The organism is Cupriavidus campinensis (assembly GCF_905397395.1).
Lineage (GTDB): Bacteria > Pseudomonadota > Gammaproteobacteria > Burkholderiales > Burkholderiaceae > Cupriavidus > Cupriavidus campinensis.
Genome location: NZ_CAJPVH010000041.1, coordinates 33715 through 53426 on the forward strand (window position 1 = coordinate 33715; position 19712 = coordinate 53426).

The 19712-nt window shown below is 67.3% G+C and carries 17 protein-coding genes; 11 read left to right on the top strand and 6 right to left on the bottom strand.

Features of this window, described 5'->3' with window-relative positions:
- Positions 1-42: 42 nt before the first annotated feature.
- Complete coding sequence (gene alaS, locus KHO18_RS20150) at positions 43-2667, bottom strand: alanine--tRNA ligase (RefSeq protein WP_144198094.1); 2625 nt, start codon at positions 2665-2667, stop codon at positions 43-45.
- Positions 2668-2918: 251 nt separating this feature from the next.
- Between alaS and KHO18_RS20155 the strand changes: the two genes are divergently transcribed.
- The 3 genes from KHO18_RS20155 (at position 2919) to KHO18_RS20165 (ending at position 5732) form a co-directional block, all read left to right on the top strand.
- Entirely contained in the window at positions 2919-4139 is a 1221-nt protein-coding gene (locus tag KHO18_RS20155; RefSeq protein ID WP_144198093.1) for a CaiB/BaiF CoA transferase family protein, read from the top strand.
- Positions 4140-4217: 78 nt separating this feature from the next.
- Positions 4218-4673 carry a DUF2214 family protein gene (locus tag KHO18_RS20160; protein WP_149135466.1) on the top strand — a complete coding sequence of 152 codons (456 nt, stop codon included), beginning with the start codon at positions 4218-4220 and terminating at the stop codon, positions 4671-4673.
- Positions 4674-4703: 30 nt separating this feature from the next.
- Positions 4704-5732 (top strand): tripartite tricarboxylate transporter substrate binding protein, encoded by a 1029-nt coding sequence (locus KHO18_RS20165; RefSeq protein WP_211943764.1) that lies wholly within the window; start codon positions 4704-4706, stop codon positions 5730-5732.
- A 29-nt stretch (positions 5733-5761) separates the two neighbouring features.
- On the opposite strand, the gene KHO18_RS20170 is transcribed toward KHO18_RS20165, so the two are convergent.
- From KHO18_RS20170 to KHO18_RS20180, 3 genes are all read right to left on the bottom strand, one after another.
- Complete coding sequence (locus tag KHO18_RS20170; protein WP_144198090.1) at positions 5762-6022, bottom strand: Txe/YoeB family addiction module toxin; 261 nt, start codon at positions 6020-6022, stop codon at positions 5762-5764.
- On the bottom strand, positions 6019-6285 hold the full coding sequence (locus KHO18_RS20175) for a type II toxin-antitoxin system Phd/YefM family antitoxin (RefSeq protein WP_144198136.1): 267 nt from the start codon (positions 6283-6285) through the stop codon (positions 6019-6021). The genes KHO18_RS20170 and KHO18_RS20175 overlap by 4 nt, the downstream gene beginning before the upstream one ends.
- 88 nt (positions 6286-6373) lie before the next feature.
- Positions 6374-8146, bottom strand: a complete 1773-nt coding sequence (locus KHO18_RS20180) for a potassium/proton antiporter (protein ID WP_144198089.1) — start codon at positions 8144-8146, stop codon at positions 6374-6376.
- 385 nt (positions 8147-8531) lie between these two features.
- Here KHO18_RS20180 and KHO18_RS20185 point away from each other — a divergent pair, with 385 nt between their 5' ends.
- The 3 genes from KHO18_RS20185 to KHO18_RS20195 all read left to right on the top strand — a co-directional run bounded on the left by KHO18_RS20185 (position 8532) and on the right by KHO18_RS20195 (position 12375).
- The gene (locus KHO18_RS20185; protein WP_144198088.1) at positions 8532-8993 is read left to right on the top strand and encodes a tripartite tricarboxylate transporter TctB family protein; all 462 of its coding nucleotides are present in this window, start codon (positions 8532-8534) and stop codon (positions 8991-8993) included.
- 13 nt (positions 8994-9006) lie between these two features.
- The gene (locus KHO18_RS20190) at positions 9007-10509 is read left to right on the top strand and encodes a tripartite tricarboxylate transporter permease (protein WP_144198087.1); all 1503 of its coding nucleotides are present in this window, start codon (positions 9007-9009) and stop codon (positions 10507-10509) included.
- A 234-nt stretch (positions 10510-10743) separates the two neighbouring features.
- Positions 10744-12375, top strand: coding sequence for a glycosyltransferase family protein (locus KHO18_RS20195; RefSeq protein WP_211943765.1), 1632 nt, complete (start codon positions 10744-10746; stop codon positions 12373-12375).
- 11 nt (positions 12376-12386) lie between these two features.
- Here the strand turns inward: KHO18_RS20195 and KHO18_RS20200 are convergent, their stop codons facing one another.
- Positions 12387-13271: a LysR substrate-binding domain-containing protein gene (locus tag KHO18_RS20200; RefSeq protein WP_144198085.1), complete on the bottom strand. Its 885-nt coding sequence runs from the start codon at positions 13269-13271 to the stop codon at positions 12387-12389.
- A gap of 143 nt (positions 13272-13414) precedes the next feature.
- Between KHO18_RS20200 and KHO18_RS20205 the strand changes: the two genes are divergently transcribed.
- From KHO18_RS20205 to KHO18_RS20225, 5 genes are all read left to right on the top strand, one after another.
- Entirely contained in the window at positions 13415-14392 is a 978-nt protein-coding gene (locus KHO18_RS20205) for a Bug family tripartite tricarboxylate transporter substrate binding protein (RefSeq protein ID WP_144198084.1), read from the top strand.
- Positions 14393-14405: 13 nt separating this feature from the next.
- Positions 14406-16031, top strand: coding sequence for a gamma-glutamyltransferase (gene ggt / locus KHO18_RS20210; RefSeq protein ID WP_144198083.1), 1626 nt, complete (start codon positions 14406-14408; stop codon positions 16029-16031).
- Between the two features lie 203 nt (positions 16032-16234).
- Positions 16235-17095 (top strand): PhzF family phenazine biosynthesis protein, encoded by an 861-nt coding sequence (locus KHO18_RS20215; protein ID WP_144198082.1) that lies wholly within the window; start codon positions 16235-16237, stop codon positions 17093-17095.
- Positions 17096-17132: 37 nt separating this feature from the next.
- Complete coding sequence (locus tag KHO18_RS20220; RefSeq protein WP_144198081.1) at positions 17133-17750, top strand: pyridoxamine 5'-phosphate oxidase family protein; 618 nt, start codon at positions 17133-17135, stop codon at positions 17748-17750.
- Between the two features lie 44 nt (positions 17751-17794).
- Positions 17795-18418 (top strand): FMN-binding negative transcriptional regulator, encoded by a 624-nt coding sequence (locus tag KHO18_RS20225; protein ID WP_144198080.1) that lies wholly within the window; start codon positions 17795-17797, stop codon positions 18416-18418.
- 27 nt (positions 18419-18445) lie between these two features.
- On the opposite strand, the gene KHO18_RS20230 is transcribed toward KHO18_RS20225, so the two are convergent.
- Positions 18446-19712 (bottom strand): CoA transferase (locus tag KHO18_RS20230; protein ID WP_211943766.1); only part of this gene is annotated, 1267 nt, incomplete at its 5' end.

The following is a 19712-nucleotide window of genomic DNA, read 5'->3' on the forward strand; positions in this document are numbered from 1 at the left end:
CCCAAACCCCAGGGCGCCCTTCTCAAAAAGCTAGTAAAACCTTCAAACCTTACCAGCCACCCACTCCTTCACCCCAGCCAGCGCCGCCGGCAGATTCGCCGGCTCCGTCCCGCCAGCCTGGGCCATATCCGGCCGGCCGCCGCCCTTGCCGCCCACCTGCTGGGCCACAAAGTTGACCAGTTCCCCAGCCTTGACCTTGCCAGTCGCATCGGCGGTCACGCCCGCAATCAGCGAAACCTTCCCGTCGGACACCGCCCCCAGCACGATTGCCGCGCTCTTGAGCTTGTCCTTGAGCTTGTCCATCGTTTCGCGCAGCGTCTTCACGTCGGCGCCGTCGAGCTGGGCGGCCAGCACCTTGAGGCCGTTGATGTCGATGGCCTGCTCGGCGAGTTCGTCGCCCTGCGATGCCGCGAGCTTGCTCTTGAGCTTCTCGAGTTCCTTCTCCAGCGCCCGCACCTGCTCCTGCACCTGGCCGATACGCGGCACCAGTTCGGAAGGCTGCGCGCGCAGCGCGGCGGCGGCTTCGTTCAGGCGGGCGTCGAGCGACTGCAGGTAATGCAGCGCGTTGTCGCCGGTAATCGCCTCCACGCGGCGGATCCCCGCGGCCACACCTGCTTCCACGACGATCTTGAACAGCCCGATGTCCCCGGTGCGCGTCACGTGCGTGCCGCCGCAGAGTTCCTTCGAGGTACCGATCGACAGCACGCGCACGTCATCCGCGTACTTCTCGCCGAACAGCGCCATCGCGCCGCTCTTCACCGCGTCGTCGAACGGCATGATCTCGGCATGGGTCGGCGCGTTGGCCAGGATTTCGGCGTTGACGATTTCCTCGACCTGACGGATCTCCGCGTCGCTCAGCGGCGCGTTGTGCGAGAAGTCGAAACGCGTCTTGTCGGCATCGACCAGCGAGCCCTTCTGCTGCACGTGGGTGCCCAGCACCTCGCGCAGCGCCTTGTGCATCAGGTGGGTGGCCGAATGGTTACGTACAGTGCGTGCACGGCGGATGGCATCGACCTGCGCCGCCACCGTGTCGCCCACCTTCAGCGGACCGTTGGTCAGCGTGCCCTGGTGGCCGAACACATCGGCCTGCACCTTGGTTGTGTCAGCCACGTTGAACACAGCCGCACCCGCCACCAGCGTGCCCTGGTCGCCCGCCTGACCGCCGGACTCCGCATAGAACGGGGTGTGATCCAGCACCACCACGCCGGTCTGGCCCGGCTGCATGGTGTCGACGGACGCGCCGTCGACGTACAGCGCCGTCACGCGGGCGCGCTCGAAACCCAATTCTTCATAGCCGTGGAACACGGTCTTGTCGCCCGTGTACTCCAGGCCGGCAGCCATCTTGAACTTGCCGGCCGCACGGGCCTGCTCGCGCTGGCGGTTCATGGCGGCGTCGAACGCGGGTTCGTCCACCGCAATCTCCTGCTCGCGCGCCACGTCCTGCGTCAGGTCGAGCGGGAAGCCGAAGGTGTCGTGCAGCTTGAACGCCAGTTCGCCGTCCAGCACCTTGCCACCCTTGGCCTTGAGGTCGGCCACGGCGGTGTCGAGGATGGTCATGCCGTTCTCGATGGTCTCGAAGAAGCGCTCTTCCTCGGCCTTGAGCACTTCCACCACGCGCGCCTGCGCGTCGGCCAGCTCCGGATAGGCCTCGCCCATCTGCGCCACCAGGTCCGGCACCAGCTTGTGGAAGAACGGCGTCTTCTGGCCCAGCTTGTAGCCGTGGCGGATCGCGCGGCGCACGATGCGGCGCAGCACGTAGCCGCGGCCTTCATTGCCCGGGATCACGCCATCGACGATCAGGAACGAGCACGCGCGGATATGGTCGGCAATTACCTTGAGCGAGTTCTGGTTCAGGTCGTCCAGATGGGTCTCGCGCGCGGCGGCCTTGATCAGCGCCTGGAACAGGTCGATCTCGTAGTTGCTGTGCACGTGCTGGAGCACGGCGGCAATCCGCTCGAGGCCCATGCCGGTGTCCACGCACGGCTTGGGCAGCGGCGTCATGTTGCCCTGCTCGTCGCGGTTGAACTGCATGAACACGAGGTTCCAGATCTCGATGTAGCGGTCGCCGTCTTCCTCGGGCGATCCCGGGGGGCCGCCCCAGACGTCCGGGCCGTGGTCGTAGAAGATTTCCGAGCACGGGCCGCACGGGCCGGTGTCGGCCATCTGCCAGAAATTGTCCGAGGCGTAGCGCGCGCCCTTGTTGTCGCCGATGCGCACGATGCGCTCGGCCGGCACGCCGACTTCCTTGGCCCAGATGTCGTAGGCTTCGTCGTCTTCGGCGTAGACCGTGACCCAGAGCTTCTCCGCCGGCAGCTGGTAGGTCTTGGTCAGCAGTTCCCAGGCGTACTGGATGGCTTCGCGCTTGAAGTAGTCGCCGAACGAGAAATTGCCCAGCATCTCGAAGAACGTGTGGTGACGTGCCGTATAACCCACATTTTCGAGGTCGTTGTGCTTGCCGCCGGCGCGCACGGAGCGTTGGGACGACGTGGCGCGCGTGTAGGGACGCTTATCGGTGCCCAGGAACACGTCCTTGAACTGCACCATGCCCGAATTGGTGAACAGCAGCGTCGGGTCGTTCGCCGGCACGAGGCTGGACGAGCGGACCACGGAATGGCCCTTCGACTCGAAGTACTGCAGGAACTTGCTGCGAATGTCGGAGACTTTCATGTTGTATCGGGCGCATCCCGCATCGTGGCAGGGCGCAGTCAGTCAGGTTGGATTTGCAAACCGTTGATTATACGGGGCAAGCCCCCTCCCGGGGCATTCTCGCGGCCGGCCGCCCGGCGGCGTGCGCCCGGCGCGCTGGCAATGGCCGAATATCGCCCACCGTTGGCCCGACGCCGCCCCGTACGGGTGCATCGGCGCGGCGGGCCGGTGGTAGAGTGCTCCCCCACTATATCTACCGAGCCGCCACTGCCATGGGAGCCTTGAGCCATCTCCGCGTCCTCGACCTGACCCGCGTCCTCGCCGGGCCATGGTGCGCCCAGAACCTCGCCGACTTCGGCGCCGACGTCATCAAGATCGAGCGCCCCGGCGCAGGTGACGATACGCGCACATGGGGTCCGCCCTGGCTCAAGACCGAGGATGGCCGGGACACCGCCGAAGCCGCCTACTACCTGGCCGCCAACCGCAACAAGCGCTCGGTGACCTGTGACATCAGCACGCCCGAGGGCCAGCAGCTGGTGCGCGACCTGGCCGCCCAGAGCGACGTGGTGCTCGAGAACTACAAGGTCGGCCAACTCAAGAAGTATGGGCTCGACTACGAATCGCTCAAGGCGGTGAAGCCGGACATCATCTATTGCTCGGTCACCGGCTTCGGCCAGACCGGCCCGTACGCCCAGCGCCCCGGCTACGACTTCATCATCCAGGGCATGGGCGGCTTCATGAGCCTGACCGGCGAGCGGGACGACCTGCCCGGCGGCGGCCCGCAGAAGGCCGGCGTGGCCATCTCGGACCTGATGACCGGCCAGTACGCCACCATCGCCGTGCTGGCCGCGCTGGCCCACCGCGACCGGACCGGCGAAGGCCAGTACATCGACATGGCGCTGCTGGACGTGCAGGTGTCGATGCTGGCCAACATGAACACCAACTACCTCGCCAGCGGCGTGGCGCCGCGCCGCTGGGGCAACGCCCACCCGAACATCGTGCCCTACCAGACCTTCCACGCCGCCGACGGCTGGATCATCGTGGCAGTGGGCAACGACGGGCAGTTCCGCAAGTTCGTGACGGCCGGCGGCCGCCCGGAACTGGCCGATGACCCGCGCTTCGCCACCAACCCGCAACGCGTGGCGCACCGCGACGTGCTGGTGCCGATCATCGCCGAGATGGTCCAGCCGCGCACCCGCGAGCAATGGATTCTCGATCTGGAGCGCGCCGGCGTGCCGTGCGGCCCGATCAATACGCTCGACGAGGTCTTCGAGAACGAGCAGGTGCTGGCGCGCGGCCTGCGCGTCGATTTGCCGCACCCGACGGCCGGCGAGGTCAAGCTGGTCGGCAGCCCCATGAAAATGAGCGCCACGCCGCCCGAGGCGCTGCGTCATCCCCCGTTGCTCGGAGAGCACACGGAGGTGGTGCTGGGCGAGACACTCGGCTACAGTGCGGAGCACATCGCCGCACTGCGCGCCAAGGGCGTGGTCTGACCCCGATTCGGTAACAACGCCGGCCGCAGCCGAAGGCGAGATTCTCTGTTTGCGTCCCCTGACGAATGAGGAGCATGCATGCTGACCGATGCCTTCCTGGCGTTTTTCCATTTTCTGGCGATCTTCCTGCTGGTCACGCTGCTGGCCGCCGAGGCGGTGGTATTGCGCCCCGGGATGACGCCCGCCATCGTGCGCCGGCTATCGCTGTACGACCTGTTCTACTTCCTGTCAGCCATGGTGGTGCTCGCCACCGGGCTGCTGCGGCTGTTCTACGGTGCCAAGGGCGTGGATTTCTACCTGCACAACCCGTGGTTCCACGCCAAGGTGACCGTGTTCGTGCTGATTGCCCTGTGCTCGCTGCCGCCGACGCTGGCCATCGCGCGCTGGCGCAAGCAGGCGCGCAAGCTGCCCGATTTCGTGCCGATGCCGGACGAGATCAAGCGCGCCCGCCGCTGGGTCATGATCGAGGCCCATGTGTTCATCCTGCTGCCGCTCTGCGCCGTGATGATGGCGCGCGGCATCGGCGCGCGCTGACCTTTCATCGATCCGTTGAAGACTCCCGAGATGCTGAAGACCCTGCTGACGGCCACGAAGATGGCCGCCTCCGCCGCCGCGCTGGCGGTGGCCACCCTGGCCACGCCGGCCCACGCCGCTGCCCCGGCCCCGGCCAACTGGCCGACCAAGCCGATCAAGTTCGTGGTGCCCTACCCCGCCGGCGGCCCGCTGGACACCGTGGCGCGCGCCATCGGCGAGCGCCTGCGCGAGAGCCTGGGCCAGCCCATCGTCGTGGAGAACAAACCCGGCGCGGGCGGCAACCTCGGCGCGGACTACGTCGCCAAGCAGCCGGCCGACGGCTACACCATCGTGATGGGCGCCGTGGCTACGCACGCCATCAATCCCACGCTGTTCGCCAGGATGCCTTACGACCCGGTGAAGGACTTCGCGCCGATCACGCTGGTCGCCGACGTGCCGAACGTGCTGGTCATGCACCCCGGCAAGGCCGCCGAGCTGCATATCAATACGGTGCGCGACCTCGTGGAGTACGCGCGCAAGCATCCGGGCAAGCTCGACTACGCCTCTGGCGGCAACGGCAGCGCCGGCCACCTGTCGGGCGAACTGTTCAAGAGCATGGCCCGCGTCAGCATGGTCCATATCCCGTACAACGGGGCGTCGCCGGCGCAGTTGTCGGTGCTGTCGGGCCAGACCGACCTGATCTTCGACAACCTCGCCTCGGCATCGGCCAATATCAAGGCCGGCAAGCTCAAGGCCTTCGCCGTGACCACGCCGGCCCGCGCCGCCGCGTTCCCGGAACTGCCGACCATCGCCGAGGCCGGCAAGGGGCTCGGGCTGGAAGGCTTCGACATCTCGACGTGGTTCGGCGTCCTGGCCCCGGCCGGCACCCCGCGTGAGATCGTCGAGCGCCTCAACCACGACATCGTGGCCATCCTCAAGACCGAAGACATGAAAGCCCGCCTGGCCCGCATCGGCGCCCAGCCGGCCCCCACCACCCCTGAGCAGTTCGGCGCGCTGATCCAGCGCGAACTGAAGAAGTACGGGCAAGTGGTGAAGGTGTCGGGGGCGAAGGTGGATTGAGGGGGTAGGCCCGGTACCGCCGCCGTCAGTCAATAGTGATAGCGGCAAGCCACGATGTTGACCTGGTCTTCCGTGGCTTCATAGACGAGGCGGTTCGCATCATCGATCCGCCTCGACCAGAAGCCGGTGAGGTTGCCGACCAAAGGCTCGGGCTTGCCAATCCCCTCGAACGGCGTGCGTTGCACTTCCTTGATCAACTGATTGATGCGTTTCAGGGTTTTACGATCCTGACCCTGCCAATACACATAGTCTTCCCGTGCATCCGGCGTGAATAAGACCTTGCGGGTCATTCATCGCCCTCGGGCTCATGGAGCGCGCGCTCCTTCGTGTTGCCTCCACGCAATTGCGCAATCGAGCTGGCCAGACGGTCTGCATTGGCACGCGAACGGAGAAGATGCAGGGTTTCGGCGATGCTCTCGTAGAGATCCTGAGACATGAGCACGGCGTTCGGCGCGTCACGGCGCGTAATTAGCGTGACGTCGGCGTCGTCGATGGTCTGATCGATCACTGCCTTCAGATTGTTCCGGGCATCCGAGAAGTGGACGGTGCGCATCATGGCCTCACTTGTTCAAGTACCTGTACGTATAGCCGATCGCGCGCAGCCGAAAAAGAAGACGATTCTGAAATTTGAAATTGAACCGTCAAGGCACCTTGCGCCTTAACTGCCACATCTTGTCCTTGATCGTTTCCTCCGTGGCCGGGCCGCGCGGCAGGAGCAGGCCGACCTGGACGATCCGCGGGCCTTCCATGCGGGTCACGGTCAGGCGCAGGCCGGCGATTTCCAGGGCGTCGCCTTCCACGGGGGGCGATGGGAACACCGCCAGCATCGCCGCTTCCAGGGTCCGCGCCGCCTCGTCAGCGGTCAGGGGGCGGGTGGCGTAGAGGGGGGCCACGTCGCGCAGCAGGGCGTCGCCAGTCAGCAGGAAGTCGTGCGAGAGCTGCGCCCAGGCCGGGGCGCGCGCCGCGCTCTGGAACAGCCGCGACAGCAGCGGCACCGACCCGCCGGGGGCCAGCACCGAGACCGCATCGCCCGCGCGCAGCACCACCTGCTCCAGCGGCACCAGCGCGCCGTCGCGGGCCACGGTCATCAGGCAGCTGCGCGGGGGGAGTTCGAGCTGGTCCGCGCGGAGGTTCTCCACCGGCGCGTCAGCCGCCACCACGAACTGCATCAATTCCAGCGCCGGCGACCGCGTGCCCTGCAGGCGCTCGCGCGAGACCGGATCCTGGTAGGCCGGCCGCAGCACCCGGGCCAGCCGTGCCGCCAGCGCCACCGTGGTGCCCTGGCACAGCAGGCTGAGCAGCACCACGGCGAACGCCACCCGGAACAGCAGCCCCGAATCCTCCATGCCCTTCAGCAGCGGGAACAGCGACAGCACGATCGGCACCGCGCCGCGCAGGCCCATCCACGCCAGGAACCCCTTCTCCCGCCCGTTGAAGCGGAACGGCAGCAGGGCGATCCAGACCGCCACGGGCCGCGCCACCACCATCAGGAACAGCGCCACGGCCCCAGCCGGCAGCGCCACGTCCCAGATCCGGCTCGGCGTGACCAGCAGGCCGAGCAGCAGGAACATCACCGATTGCGCCAGCCACGCCATGCCGTCCATGGCGCGCATGGTGTCGTCGGTCACGGCCCGCTCGCGATTGCCGACGATCATCCCGGTCAGGTAGACCGCCAGGAAGCCGCTGCCGTGCGCCGACTGGACCAGCGCGAAGACCATGCAGCCGGCCGCGCAGACCAGGATGGCCTGGAGGCCCTCGGCCACATGGATGCGCTCCATCACCCGCGCCACGCCCAGGCCCAGCACCACGCCGAGCACCCCACCCACGCCAAACTGCACCACCAGCCGCCACGCCAGCGCGCTGGCAGTCAGGCCGTCCGGGGCGGTGATCCATTCGATCAGCGTCAGGGTCAGGAAGATCGCCATGGGGTCATTGATGCCCGACTCGATCTCCAGCACGCTCGCCACCCGCTCCTTGAGCCGGATGCCGCTGCCGTTGAGCAGCGAGAACACCGCGGCGGCGTCCGTCGAGCCGACGATGGCGCCCAGCAGCAGGCCGAGCTTCCAGTCGATGCCGAGCATCCACGCCGCAAACAGCCCGACCAGCACCGCCGTGATGCCCACCCCCACCGTCGCCAGTGACAGCGATGGCCGCAGCGCCACGCGGAAGGTGGCGAAGCGCGTGCGCAGCCCGCCGTCGAGCAGGATCACGGCCAGCGCGATATTGCCCACCAGGAAGCTGAGCCAGGTGTTGGCGAAGCGGATGCCGCCTGGCCCGTCCACGCCGGCCAGCATGCCGACCGCCAGGAACACCAGCAGGAACGGTATGCCAAAGCGCGCCGAGAACACGCCGAGCAGGATGCCCAGCGTCATCACCACGGCGCCGATCAGGATGGCATGGTCGATACTTTCCAAACGATTCCTTTCGATGCGCCACGCTGCGCCGGGGGGAGTGCGACCGATGATAGCGCACGCCCCTCCGCCGTCCCTTCCGCCGTCCCTTCCTGTACCGGCGGCGACACCTCCACCGGACACCCCTCCGCGCAAATTCCCTTGCCTTGTCAACGACTTACGTTCGGCTTTCGGACAACTTTCGACTGACTTTCAGACGTCTGCGTAGGGAGATACCCTGAAGTTGACCCTGATTGCAGACATATGAAAGGTAGCTGAAAGGATGCGCTTTTAACTTCCACCCTGCTCGTGACGGGGTTGGGGGGAGCTGTCCCTTCGGGACGGTGCGCAACACGCGTACACCAATCACCGCACGCGGATTTCAAGCTTTATATCGAGGAGAATCATTTTGCGCATACGTAGCCAAAAGGACTTTGCCTCCGGCCTGATGTTCATGCTGGTCGGATTCGGCTTTTCCTTCGTCGCCCGTGGCTATTCCATGGGAACGGCCGCCAAGATGGGACCGGGATACTTCCCGTTCTGGCTCGGCATCGTGCTCGCCATACTCGGCGCGCTGGTCCTGTGGGGATCGCTGTCGTCCAAGGGCGAGGAAGACCAGCTGGCCCGCTGGGATATCAAGACGCTGCTGTGGATCCTGGGTGCCGTGGTGCTGTTCGGCCTGCTGCTCAAGCCGCTTGGCATGGTGCTGTCCGTCATCGTGCTCGTCCTGGCCTCCTCGATGGCCAGCCATGAGTTCAGCTGGAAGGGTGCGATCCTGAACGCTGTCATCCTCGTGGTGATCAGCATGGGCGCCTTCGTGTACGGCATCAATCTCCAGATGCCGGTGTGGCCGGCCTTCCTGGCAAACTGAGGAGACGGCCGAAATGGAACTGTTGACCAACCTGGGTCTGGGCTTCTCCACCGCCCTGACCTTCCAGAACCTGGCATACGCCTTTGCGGGCTGTATCCTCGGGACCCTGATCGGCGTGCTGCCGGGCCTCGGGCCCCTGGCCACGATCGCCATGCTGCTGCCGGTGACCTACACGCTGCCCCCGGTGGCGGCGCTGATCATGCTGGCCGGTATTTACTACGGCGCCCAGTACGGCGGCTCCACCACGGCAATTCTGGTGAACCTGCCGGGTGAATCGTCGTCGGTGGTGACTACCATCGATGGCTACCAGATGGCGCGGCGAGGCAGGGCCGGGGTGGCGCTGGCCACAGCGGGTCTCGGCTCGTTCTTCGCCGGCTGCGTGGCCACGCTGATCCTGGCCGCTTTCGCGGCCCCGCTGTCGGAACTGGCGTTCAAGTTCGGCCCCGCCGAGTACTTCTCGCTGATGGTGCTGGGCCTGATCGGTGCCGTGGTGCTGGCTTCGGGCTCGCTGGTGAAGGCCATCTCGATGATCGTACTGGGCCTGTTGCTGGGCCTGGTCGGTACCGACGTGAACTCGGGCGCAGCGCGCTTCTCGTTCGACGTGCCGGAGCTGACCGACGGCCTGAACTTCGTGTCGGTGGCCATGGGTGTGTTCGGCTTCGCGGAAATCATCGCGAACCTGGAGCAGAAGGAGCACCGCGAGACCTTCACGGATCACGTGACCAACCTGTTCCCGACCAAGGCAGACTTCAAGCGCATGATCCCGGCCATCCTGCGTGGCACGATGCTCGGCTCCGCGCTGGGTATCCTGCCGGGCGGCGGCGCCTCGCTGGCATCGTTCGCAGCCTACTCGCTCGAGAAGAAGACCTCGAAGTACGCCAGCGAGTTCGGCAAGGGCGCCATCGAGGGCGTGGCAGGTCCGGAATCGGCCAACAACGCCGCGGCACAGACCTCCTTCATCCCGCTGCTGACGCTGGGCATTCCGCCCAACGCCGTGATGGCGCTGATGGTGGGCGCGATGACCATCCACAACATCCAGCCCGGCCCGCAGGTGATGACCAGCAACCCGGCGCTGTTCTGGGGCCTGATCGCCTCGATGTGGATCGGCAACTTCATCCTGATCATCCTGAACCTGCCGATGATCGGTATCTGGGTCAAGCTGCTCAAGGTGCCGTACCGCTTCCTGTACCCGGCCATCCTGACGTTCTGCTGCATCGGCGTGTACTCGGTCCAGAACACCACGTTCGACGTGTTCCAGACCGCGGCCTTCGGCGTGATCGGCTACCTGTTCATCAAGCTGAAGTGCGAACCGGCGCCGCTGCTGCTCGGCTTCGTGCTGGGGCCGATGATGGAAGAGAACTTCCGCCGCTCGCTGCTGCTGTCGCGTGGTGACTTCACCGTGTTCGTGACGCGCCCGCTGTCGCTGGGGCTGCTGATTGCGGCTGTGATCCTCGTGTTGATCGTGGCAATGCCGTCGATCAAGGCGAAGCGCGAAGAAGCGTTCCAGGAAGAATAAGGCTTACCCTGGCCGGGGGTATCCGGCCACACAACGCAAGCTCAGGGCGCCTTATGGCGCCCTTTTTTTATGCGCTTTCTTCCTGAAATGCCAATGGCCATGCGGCATGCGCCACGGTCATTGTTGGCAGCCATGGCAATGGTGCGATTGGTGTTGAAACGTACATAAGGCACCCCGGCGTCCCGGCAACATGCGCGTGTATTCCCTCAAATACATGCGTCCAGAGGACTTGCCATGATGCGAACCGCAAGCCATCGACCGCACGGGTTCTCCCACGGGTCTGCCACGACGCCCGCCGGGATGGTCACCGCCTTGGTCATTGTGTTCTTCTTCAGCCTCGCCATGCTGCTGTCCAGCGGACGGCTGTCCAGCGGCGACGCAGGCGAGCAGTACCGCTCGGCGCAACTGCTGGCGGCCACGGGCCAGCTCGGAAGCGCGGTGAATCCCCCCCTCGTCACGTACTGGAACAAGGGGCCCGACGGGCTCTACTACGAGCCTCACGACGTTGGCGCGCTGCTGCTGATGATGCCCGGCGCGCTGATCGACGAGGCACGCGGCGACATCGACCCCTACCGGCTGGTGCGCGACCGCTACGTCGGCCGCACGTATGGCAAGTTGATCACCTCGTTCATCTACGCGGCCTACAACACGCTCGGCGTGGTGTTCATGTTCCTGCTGATGCGCGAGTTCTATTCCACGCGCGCGGCGTTTGGCCTGGCGCTGGTGTTCTATGCCGGCACGACCTTCATGCCCTACGCCAAGACTGCCTGGGACGTGACCCCGGCAGCAGCCAGCCTCTGCGCCTGGCTGTACTTCATGGCGCGCGCGCTGCGGCCGCCGACGTCACTGGCGTACTTTGTGGCCGCCGGCGTGGCGCTGGGGCTGGCCTGCTCGTTCCGATACTCGCTGCTGCCGTTCTTCGGCATGGGCGTGCTCTGGTTGCTGTGGATGGAGCGCGCACGGCACAAGACCGGCTTCGCGTTGATGCTGGTGGCGCTTGGTATCACCATGCTGCCCGCGTTCTACTACAACCACATCCGCACCGGCCTGTTCCTGCGGCCGGCCATCGCCGCCGACCTGCACATCTCGGACAGTCTCGCACTCAACGGCAACCCGGTGACCGGCCTGCTCGGCCTGCTGGCCAGCCCCAACATGGGACTGTTCCTGTTCGCGCCGGTGCTGCTGCTGGCCCTCTTCGTGTACAAGATGCGGCACACGCTGCAGGTGCGCCAGAAGCAACTGCTGTACGCGGCGCTGGCCTCCGGGATCTGCTACCTGTTGATGATCGCGCACATGAAGAACTGGGGACACTTCGGCTGGGGGCCGCGCTACATGGTGCCGCTGCTGCCGGTGCTGTTCTTCGCGGCGGTACCGGGACTGTTGTGGATGTGGCAGCACGCGCGGCGCACGGCGGTGCCGCTGCTGGTCATCTCGGTCCTGCTCAACCTGGGGCCCACGCTGATCAACTGGCATGTGATCGTCGGCGAATTCCCCGGTGCGCGGCCGCAGAATTCCGCCCTGCCCTACCAGCACATCGGCGTCTGGACTGGTATCGAAATGAGCCTGTCCGGCGAGCCGCTGATCTTCCCGAAGACCAACGATCCCCAGACCGCCATGACTGATGCCGCCCGGCGTTTCCCCGACCTCTTCGCGATGCGGCTGGTCGAGCTGTCCCCGGCCGGCAAGGCGGCGGGCATGCTCTGGGCTCTCCTTTGCCTGGGAGGAATGCTGCTGTCGTTGCGGCACATCATGTCTGCCACGTCGCCCACGCACGTGTCCGGGCCGCCCCAGCGCGGGATGGCCACCTTGCATGTGACGCCTTCAGCACCCCAGGCTTCCCGTCACGTCGGCGCCGATCGACGATAGGCTCAGGCAGCCTAGCTGCCGAACAGCGCCTCGCAGGCTGACCGGATCGCCTCCGTCACATGGGCGCGCCCGTGGTCGCGCCGCTCCAGCATGCCGAGCGTGCGCACCACGGGCTCGCCGCCTGCCTGCAGCGGCAGCAGGCGCAGCGCGTGATCCTCGTGCCAGCGCGCCAGCCGCAGCTGCGGCACCACGGTCACGCCCACCTCCTGCCGCACCAGTTCCACCAGCGCCTCGATCGAATTCAGTTCGAGGAATTCGTTGGTGCGCAGGTGCGCGCGCCGCAGCGCGCGCTCCACCAGGGCGCCGGTGCGCTGGCTCCGGTCGAAGCGCAGGAAGGGATTGGCCGCCAGCGCCTCGCGCGCGGTCTCGCCGGGGCTGCCGCGCGCGGCAATCGCCACCAGCGGCTCCTGGTAGAGCGGCGTCCAGCGCAGCGTGCCGGCGGGCCGGGCCGATCCCTCCACCAGGAACGCAGCGTCCAGTTCGCCACTTTCCACCTGCTCGGCCAGGTCGATGGACTTGGCGCCGACCAGCCGCACGTCCAGCGCCGGATAGGCCCGCTTGAGCCGCGCCACCACGTGCGACAGCCCGCCCATCACCGATACCACCGCCCCCACCGCCACCGCGCCGGCCATGTCCTCGGCGCCCCCCTGCGGCAGGCGCATTTCCTCATACAGCGCCAGCAGCCGGCGCGCCTGCGGCAGCAGTTCGCGGCCGTCCGCGTTCAGCACGGCCACCCGGCCGCTGCGGTCGAACAATTCACGGCGCAGTTCCTGTTCGAGCGAACGCATCTGCAGGCTGACCGCCGCCTGCGTCAGCGCCACCCGGCCGGCAGCGGCGGCAAACGAGCCCTGCTCGGACACGGCGACGAAGGTGCGGAGAAATCGGATGGTACTCATGCAGGTCAAACCACAAGGTTTTCTTGTTTATCACAAAAGGAATATTAGCTTTCATTGTGACCCGGTGCGCGGAATAATGATGGACGAGCCTTGATTTGGCTCGGTTTTTCCTGCCTGCCCGTTTTCCGCATCGGAGAAGAAGAATGACTTCCTGGCTACGCCTGCTCGGCATCGGCCTTACCACGAGCCTGACCCTGGTTGCCGCGCCGTCGCACGCGGATACGTATCCGTCCAAGCCGATCCGGCTGATCGTGCCGTTCCCGGCCAGCGGCGCCACGGACCTGCTGGCGCGCGCCATCGCCCAGAAGGTGGGCGCCAGCATGGGCCAGCAGATCGTGGTGGATAACCGTCCGGGCGCAGGCGGCGCCATCGGCTCCGACATGGCGGCCAAGGCCCCGGCAGACGGCTACACGCTGCTGATCGCCACGACCAGCACGCACTCGATCGGCCCCTATATCAATACCCACCTGCCCTACAACACCGAGACCGACTTCACGCCGATTGGCCAGGTGGCCGTGGCCACCAACGTGCTGGTGGTACCGAACCAGCTGCCGGTGAAGAACGTGAGGGAGCTGATCGACTACGCCAAGAAGCACCCGGGCGAGCTGAACTACGCGTCCAGCGGCAACGGCACCATCGGGCAACTGACGGCCGAAGCGTTCAAGGCCCAGGCCGGCGTGTTCATCACCCATATCCCGTATCGCGGCACGGCGCTGGCGGTGCCGGACCTGATCTCGAACAAGGTGCAGGTGCTGTTCGACAGCATCGTCTCCGGCATGCCGCACGTGAAGGATGGCAAGCTCAAGGCACTGGCCGTGACCAGCGCGAAGCGCTCGCCGCTGGCACCGGACCTGCCCACGGCCAGCGAATCGGGCCTGCCGGGCTTCGAATCGGACACCTGGTTCGGCATCTACGGCCCCAAGGGGCTGCCGGCTGACGTGGTCAACCGGGTCAACGCCGAGTTCAACAAGGCGATCCAGTCGCAGGACGTGCGCGACCGCCTGGCCAAGCTCGGCGCCGAACCGGTCGGCGGCACGCCGGCGCAGTTCGCGGCCATGGTCAAGAAAGACAGCGCCCGCTGGGGCAAGCTGATCAAGGATCGCAAGATTCTGGTGGACTAAAACGAGACAACCCATGAAGAACTTCAACTGGACCAACCCCTACCCCACCGTGCGCATTCCGCTGTTCGCGCGCAACGTGGTCTCCACCTCGCACCCGCTGGCGGCACAAGCCGGCCTGCGCATGCTGCTCAAGGGCGGCAATGCCGTCGATGCAGCCATCGCCGCCGCTGCCGCCATCACGCTGGTGGAGCCGGTGTCGTGCGGCCTGGGTAGCGACGCCTTCGCGATCCTCTGGGACGGCAAGGAACTGCATGGCCTGAACTCGTCGGGCGTGGCCCCGGCCGCCTGGAACCCCGAATACTTCAAGAACAAGTACGGCGTGGACGGCAACGGCCTCGCCAATCGGCCGATCCGCGGCTGGGATGCGGTCACCGTGCCGGGCATGGTGGCCGGCTGGGCCGCGCTGCACGAGAAGTTCGGCAAGCTGCCGTTCGAAGACCTGATGGAGCCGGCGATCGAGATCGCCGAGCGCGGCTACGCCGTGCCGCCCGTGGTGGCGCACAAGTGGGCCGCCGCCGTGCCGGACCTGAAGACCCAGCCCGGCTTCGCCGACACCTTCATGCCGCATGGCCGCTCGCCGAACGTGGGCGAGAAGTTCGTCTTCAAGGCCGCCGCCGACACGCTGCGCAAGATCGGCGCCACCAAGGGCCGCGCCTACTATGAGGGCGAGATCGCCGAGAAGATCGCCGCCTTCAGCAAGGAATGCGGCGCGGCGATGACGCTGGACGACCTGCGCAACTATCGCCCGGACTGGGTCAAGCCGATCAGCCAGTCCTATCGCGGCTACGACGTGCACGAGATTCCGCCCAACGGCCAGGGCATTGCCGCGCTGATCGCGCTGGGCATCCTCGACCAGTTCGACGTCGGCTCGCTGCCGGTGGACTCGGTGGACTCGCAGCATCTGCAGATCGAGGCGATGAAGCTGGCCTTCGCCGACCTCTACCGCTACGTGGCCGACCCGCGCACCATGGAAGTCACGCCCGAGCAGATGCTGGACCCGGCCTACCTGAAGTCCCGCGCGAAGCTGATCGACATGCAGCGCGCCACGGCTTTCACGCCGGGCATGCCGAAGACCGGCGGCACCATCTACCTGACCGCCGCCGACGAGAACGGCATGATGATCTCGTTCATCCAGTCGAACTACATGGGCTTTGGCTCGGGCGTGGTGGTGCCGAATACCGGCATCAGCCTGCAGAACCGTGGCGTGGGTTTCTCGATGGACCCGAAGTCCGCCAACGTGGTGGCTGGCGGCAAGCGCCCGTTCCACACCATCATCCCGGCCTTCCTGACCAAGGATGGCCAGCCGGTAATGAGCTTCGGCGTGATGGGCGGCGACATGCAGCCGCAGGGCCACGTGCAGACCGTGGTGCGCATGCTCGACTACGACCAGCAGCCGCAGGCCGCCTGCTGCGCGCCGCGCTGGAAGGTCAACCGTGACTTCACGCTCGATGTGGAAGGCACGATGGACCCGACCACCGTGGCCGGCCTGAAGGACCGTGGCCACCAGCTCAAGTCCGTGAACGACCCGTACATGGACTTCGGCTCCGGCCAGTTCATCTGGCGCCTGTCCGACGATGCCGAGCAGGGCTACGTGGCCGCCAGCGACAGCCGCCGCGACGGCCAGGCCGTGGGCTTCTGACCGCCCGCTATATATATAGAAGCACCGCAGTACCGCTGTAGCCGTCCTGCAAGGCGCCGAGGGGCAACCCCGGCGCCTTTTTTCATGGCCGGCGGGCGGGCGGCGCGCCAACTGTCCTGTTCGCGGCGCGTGGAACTGTGCATGGTGTGCCGCGCCGCGCGCACTACACTGGCAATTCGTCCAATTTCCTGCCCGCTCCCGCCATGGCCTCCTACGCCTTCCGCATCGTCAACGTCTTTGCCGAGACCACGCTTGGCGGCAATCCCCTGTGCGTGTTCGAGGACGCACGCGGCCTGGACGACGCCACGATGCAAGCGCTGGCGCTGCAATTCAACCTCTCCGAGACCACCTTCGTGCTGCCGTCCGAGCGCGCGGCGGCAGCCGTGCGGATCTTTACCCCGGGCTACGAGATGCGTTTCGCCGGTCACCCAACGCTGGGCACCGCCCATGTGGTGCGCGACCTCGCAAAAACCGGGGATGCGCTGACCCTCGAATTCAAGGCCGGCGTGGTGCCGGTGACCGCCGCCGGCGACCGCTGGACCCTGACCGCGCCGCACGAGGGCGCCCCGCGCACCGCGCCGGCCGGTCTGCCCGATGCCGAGATGGCCTCGCTGCTGGGCCTGTCCGCAGACGACCTGGCCGGCTCGCCGATGTGGGTGGATACCGGCGCCGACCAGCTGCTGGTACCGCTGAAGACGCCCGACGCCGTGCGCCGCGCCGCGCCCGACAGCAGCCGGCTGGACCAGTGGCCGCAAAGCAGCCTGGGCCGCAAGACCGCCTATGTGTTCGCCTTCGACCCCACGCAGCCCGGCAAGGTGCTCGTGCGCTACTTCTTCACCAAGCAGGGCGGCGGCGTGGCCGAAGACCCGGGCACCGGCTCGGCCTGCGCCAATCTCGGCGGCTGGCTGCTGGCCACGGGCCACGCGCTGCCGGCCACGTACGAGGTGGAGCAGGGCGAACAGGTCGATCGCCGCTGCCGGCTGGACCTCGCCGTGACCGCCGACGGCGCGATCCGCGTGGGCGGCCGCGTGGTCGAGATCGGACGTGGCACTATTACGATCTGACACGATCCGATCCCTCGCCTCCCTCCCCCTCCCCGCCATGACCTCACACGACATCGCCGCGCTCGCCGACCTCGAATCGCTGTACGCCGAGCCCGCCGGGGCCTCGCTGGCCAAGGAAGTCGACTACCTGCACCCGCACTACCGCGCCTTCGTGGACGCCTCGCCGTTCTGCCTGCTGTCCACCCGGAACGAGCATGGCGGCGACTGCTCGCCGCGCGGCGACCAGCCCGGCTTCGTGCAGGTACTGGACGACCGCACGCTGCTGCTGCCGGACCGGCGCGGCAACAACCGCATCGACAGCCTGCGCAATATCGTCAACGACCCGCGCGTGGGCCTGCTGTTCCTGGTGCCGGGCGTCAACGAAACGCTGCGCGTGAGCGGCACGGCGAAGATCTCGACCGACCCCGCGCTGATCGCGCGCTGCGTGCATGACGGCAAGGTGCCGACCACGGTACTGGTGATCTCGATCCGCTCGGTGTTCTTCCAGTGCGCCCGCGCCCTCGTGCGCTCGGCGCTGTGGTCGCCCGAAACCCAGATTCCGCGCGACCGCCTGCCAAGCACGGGCACCATCGTCGCCGAACTGAGCAACAACGCGATCGACGGCGTTGCCTACGACCGGGAAATGCCCGAGCGCATGCGCAAGACGCTGTACTAGCTGCACTAGCGGCCTGCCCCACCCCACAAGAAGAGAACCCTGCCATGTACATGCCGTCCCACTTCGCCAGCGACGACCCCGACCTGATCGACGAGGTCATGCGCCGCTACGCTTTCGCCACGCTGGTTGGCACCGATGCGGATGACCTGCCCTTCGCCACGCACCTGCCGGTGGTGGCGGAGCGGGCGTCCGAGGGCGGCTGGCGCATCGAGGGGCACGTCGCGCGCGCCAATCCGCACTGGAAATGGTTGGAGCAAACCCCGAAGGCGCTGCTGGTGTTCCAGGGGCCGCATGGCTACGTGTCGCCGTCGCTCTACGACCAGAAGCTGTCCGTGCCGACCTGGAACTACGTGGCGGTGCATGTCTACGCCGAGGTCACCACCATCCACGACGCCGCCGACAAGGACGCCCTGCTCAAGCGGCTGATCGGCCGCAACGAACCGGGCTACGCCCAGCAGTGGCGCGACTTGCCCGAGGATTTCCAGCAGAAGATGCTGGGCGCCATCGTCGGCCTGCGCCTGGTGCCGACGCGGGTGGAAGGCAAGTTCAAGCTGAGCCAGAACCGCCCCGCCACGGACCGCGCCCGGATCCTGGAAGCCCAGCGCGCCGGCTCCGCCATCGAGCAGGACATGGCCGACTGGATGGCACGGCTGACCGGCGCGAACTGAGTCCCACGAACTGAGTCCCATCAAGGCTCACCCGCGCGGCAGCCACTCCGGCACATGGGTGCCGAGCGGCACCGAGGGCAGTGCCCAGTGCGCCGGCGTCTCGGAGAGCCGCGCGGCATGGCGCACCACGGTCAGCTCGCCAAACCCTGACTCCTGCACCTCGAGCAGGTCTGACATCTCGTCGAAATGCGGGTCCGGCACGCGCCAGCCCTCCGGCACGCGGCCCAGGCCGCGCAGCCATTGCCCCACCTGCGCCAGCGACACCCGCACGTGCCAGCTTCCGCCCTCCACCGCGCGCCGGTGCAGCGCGGCCATCGCCCCAAACGCCAGCAGGTAGCCGGCCGCGTGGTCCAGCACCTGGGCCGGCAGCGGCTTGGGCTCGGCACTGCCGGCCGCCCGCGCCTCGTCGTCGTTGAAGCCGGTGGCCGTCTGCACGAGCGAATCGAAGCCGCGCTTGCCCGCCCACGGCCCGACATGCCCGTAGGCCGACAACGACACATAGACGATGCCGGGCCGTGCGCGCGCCGCCGCCTCCGGGCCGGCGCCCAGTTCGGCCAGCCCGCCCGGGCGATAGCCCTGCACCACCACATCGGCGCCATGCAGCAGCTTGTGCAGCGTGCGCTTGTCGTCCGGGTCGCGCAGGTCGAGCTGGCAGGACCGCTTGCCGCGCCCGGTATCGATCACCAGCGGCGCGATAGCCGGCAGGTGCGCCGCCGTCACCAGCAGCACGTCGGCGCCGTGCGCGGCCAGCGTGCGCCCCGCCACCGGGCCGGCGATGATCCGCGTGAAGTCGAGCACGCGCACGCCGGTCAGCGGGCGGGCATCGACATTGATCTCGGCATGGGGCGGCAGCGCCGGCAAGGGCTGCGGCGGCGCCTCGCCGATCTTCTCGATGGTCACCGGCGGCAGCCCGGCAATGGCCTGCGCCTGCGGATGCGCGCGCCAGGTGTCGTAGGGCCGCATGGCGGCCACCACGAGCCCGGCGTCCGAGGCGGCGGACTCGAATGCCTCGGCCTCCCAGCGGCCCAGCGCCGCGCGCACCGCATTCTTGTCATGCGCGCACTGGAGCAGGCGCAGCACGCCGTCGCGGTGATGGGGGAAATTGGTGTGCAGCCGGACCCAGCGCCCGTCGCCGCACGGGTACAGGCCGGCGATCTTGTCCCAGAGCTCGGGGGCGGGCCCGCCGTTCACGCGCAGGTAGCGCTCGCTGCGGAACTCCGCCAGCGCGTGGCGCATGTCCACCGCCACGTCCTGCCAGCGGCCCGTGCGCTGCGCCCAGAGCGCCGCCGCGGCC

Bases quoted from the DNA above. Each gene is read 5' to 3' on its own strand.
- alaS (WP_144198094.1), bottom strand. From the start codon at position 2,667: ATGAAAGTCTCCGACATTCGCAGCAAGTTCCTGCAGTACTTCGAGTCG.
- KHO18_RS20155 (WP_144198093.1), top strand. From the start codon at position 2,919: ATGGGAGCCTTGAGCCATCTCCGCGTCCTCGACCTGACCCGCGTCCTC.
- KHO18_RS20160 (WP_149135466.1), top strand. From the start codon at position 4,218: ATGCTGACCGATGCCTTCCTGGCGTTTTTCCATTTTCTGGCGATCTTC.
- KHO18_RS20165 (WP_211943764.1), top strand. From the start codon at position 4,704: ATGCTGAAGACCCTGCTGACGGCCACGAAGATGGCCGCCTCCGCCGCC.
- KHO18_RS20170 (WP_144198090.1), bottom strand. From the start codon at position 6,022: ATGACCCGCAAGGTCTTATTCACGCCGGATGCACGGGAAGACTATGTG.
- KHO18_RS20175 (WP_144198136.1), bottom strand. From the start codon at position 6,285: ATGCGCACCGTCCACTTCTCGGATGCCCGGAACAATCTGAAGGCAGTG.
- KHO18_RS20190 (WP_144198087.1), top strand. From the start codon at position 9,007: ATGGAACTGTTGACCAACCTGGGTCTGGGCTTCTCCACCGCCCTGACC.
- KHO18_RS20195 (WP_211943765.1), top strand. From the start codon at position 10,744: ATGATGCGAACCGCAAGCCATCGACCGCACGGGTTCTCCCACGGGTCT.
- KHO18_RS20200 (WP_144198085.1), bottom strand. From the start codon at position 13,271: ATGAGTACCATCCGATTTCTCCGCACCTTCGTCGCCGTGTCCGAGCAG.
- KHO18_RS20205 (WP_144198084.1), top strand. From the start codon at position 13,415: ATGACTTCCTGGCTACGCCTGCTCGGCATCGGCCTTACCACGAGCCTG.
- ggt (WP_144198083.1), top strand. From the start codon at position 14,406: ATGAAGAACTTCAACTGGACCAACCCCTACCCCACCGTGCGCATTCCG.
- KHO18_RS20215 (WP_144198082.1), top strand. From the start codon at position 16,235: ATGGCCTCCTACGCCTTCCGCATCGTCAACGTCTTTGCCGAGACCACG.
- KHO18_RS20220 (WP_144198081.1), top strand. From the start codon at position 17,133: ATGACCTCACACGACATCGCCGCGCTCGCCGACCTCGAATCGCTGTAC.
- KHO18_RS20225 (WP_144198080.1), top strand. From the start codon at position 17,795: ATGTACATGCCGTCCCACTTCGCCAGCGACGACCCCGACCTGATCGAC.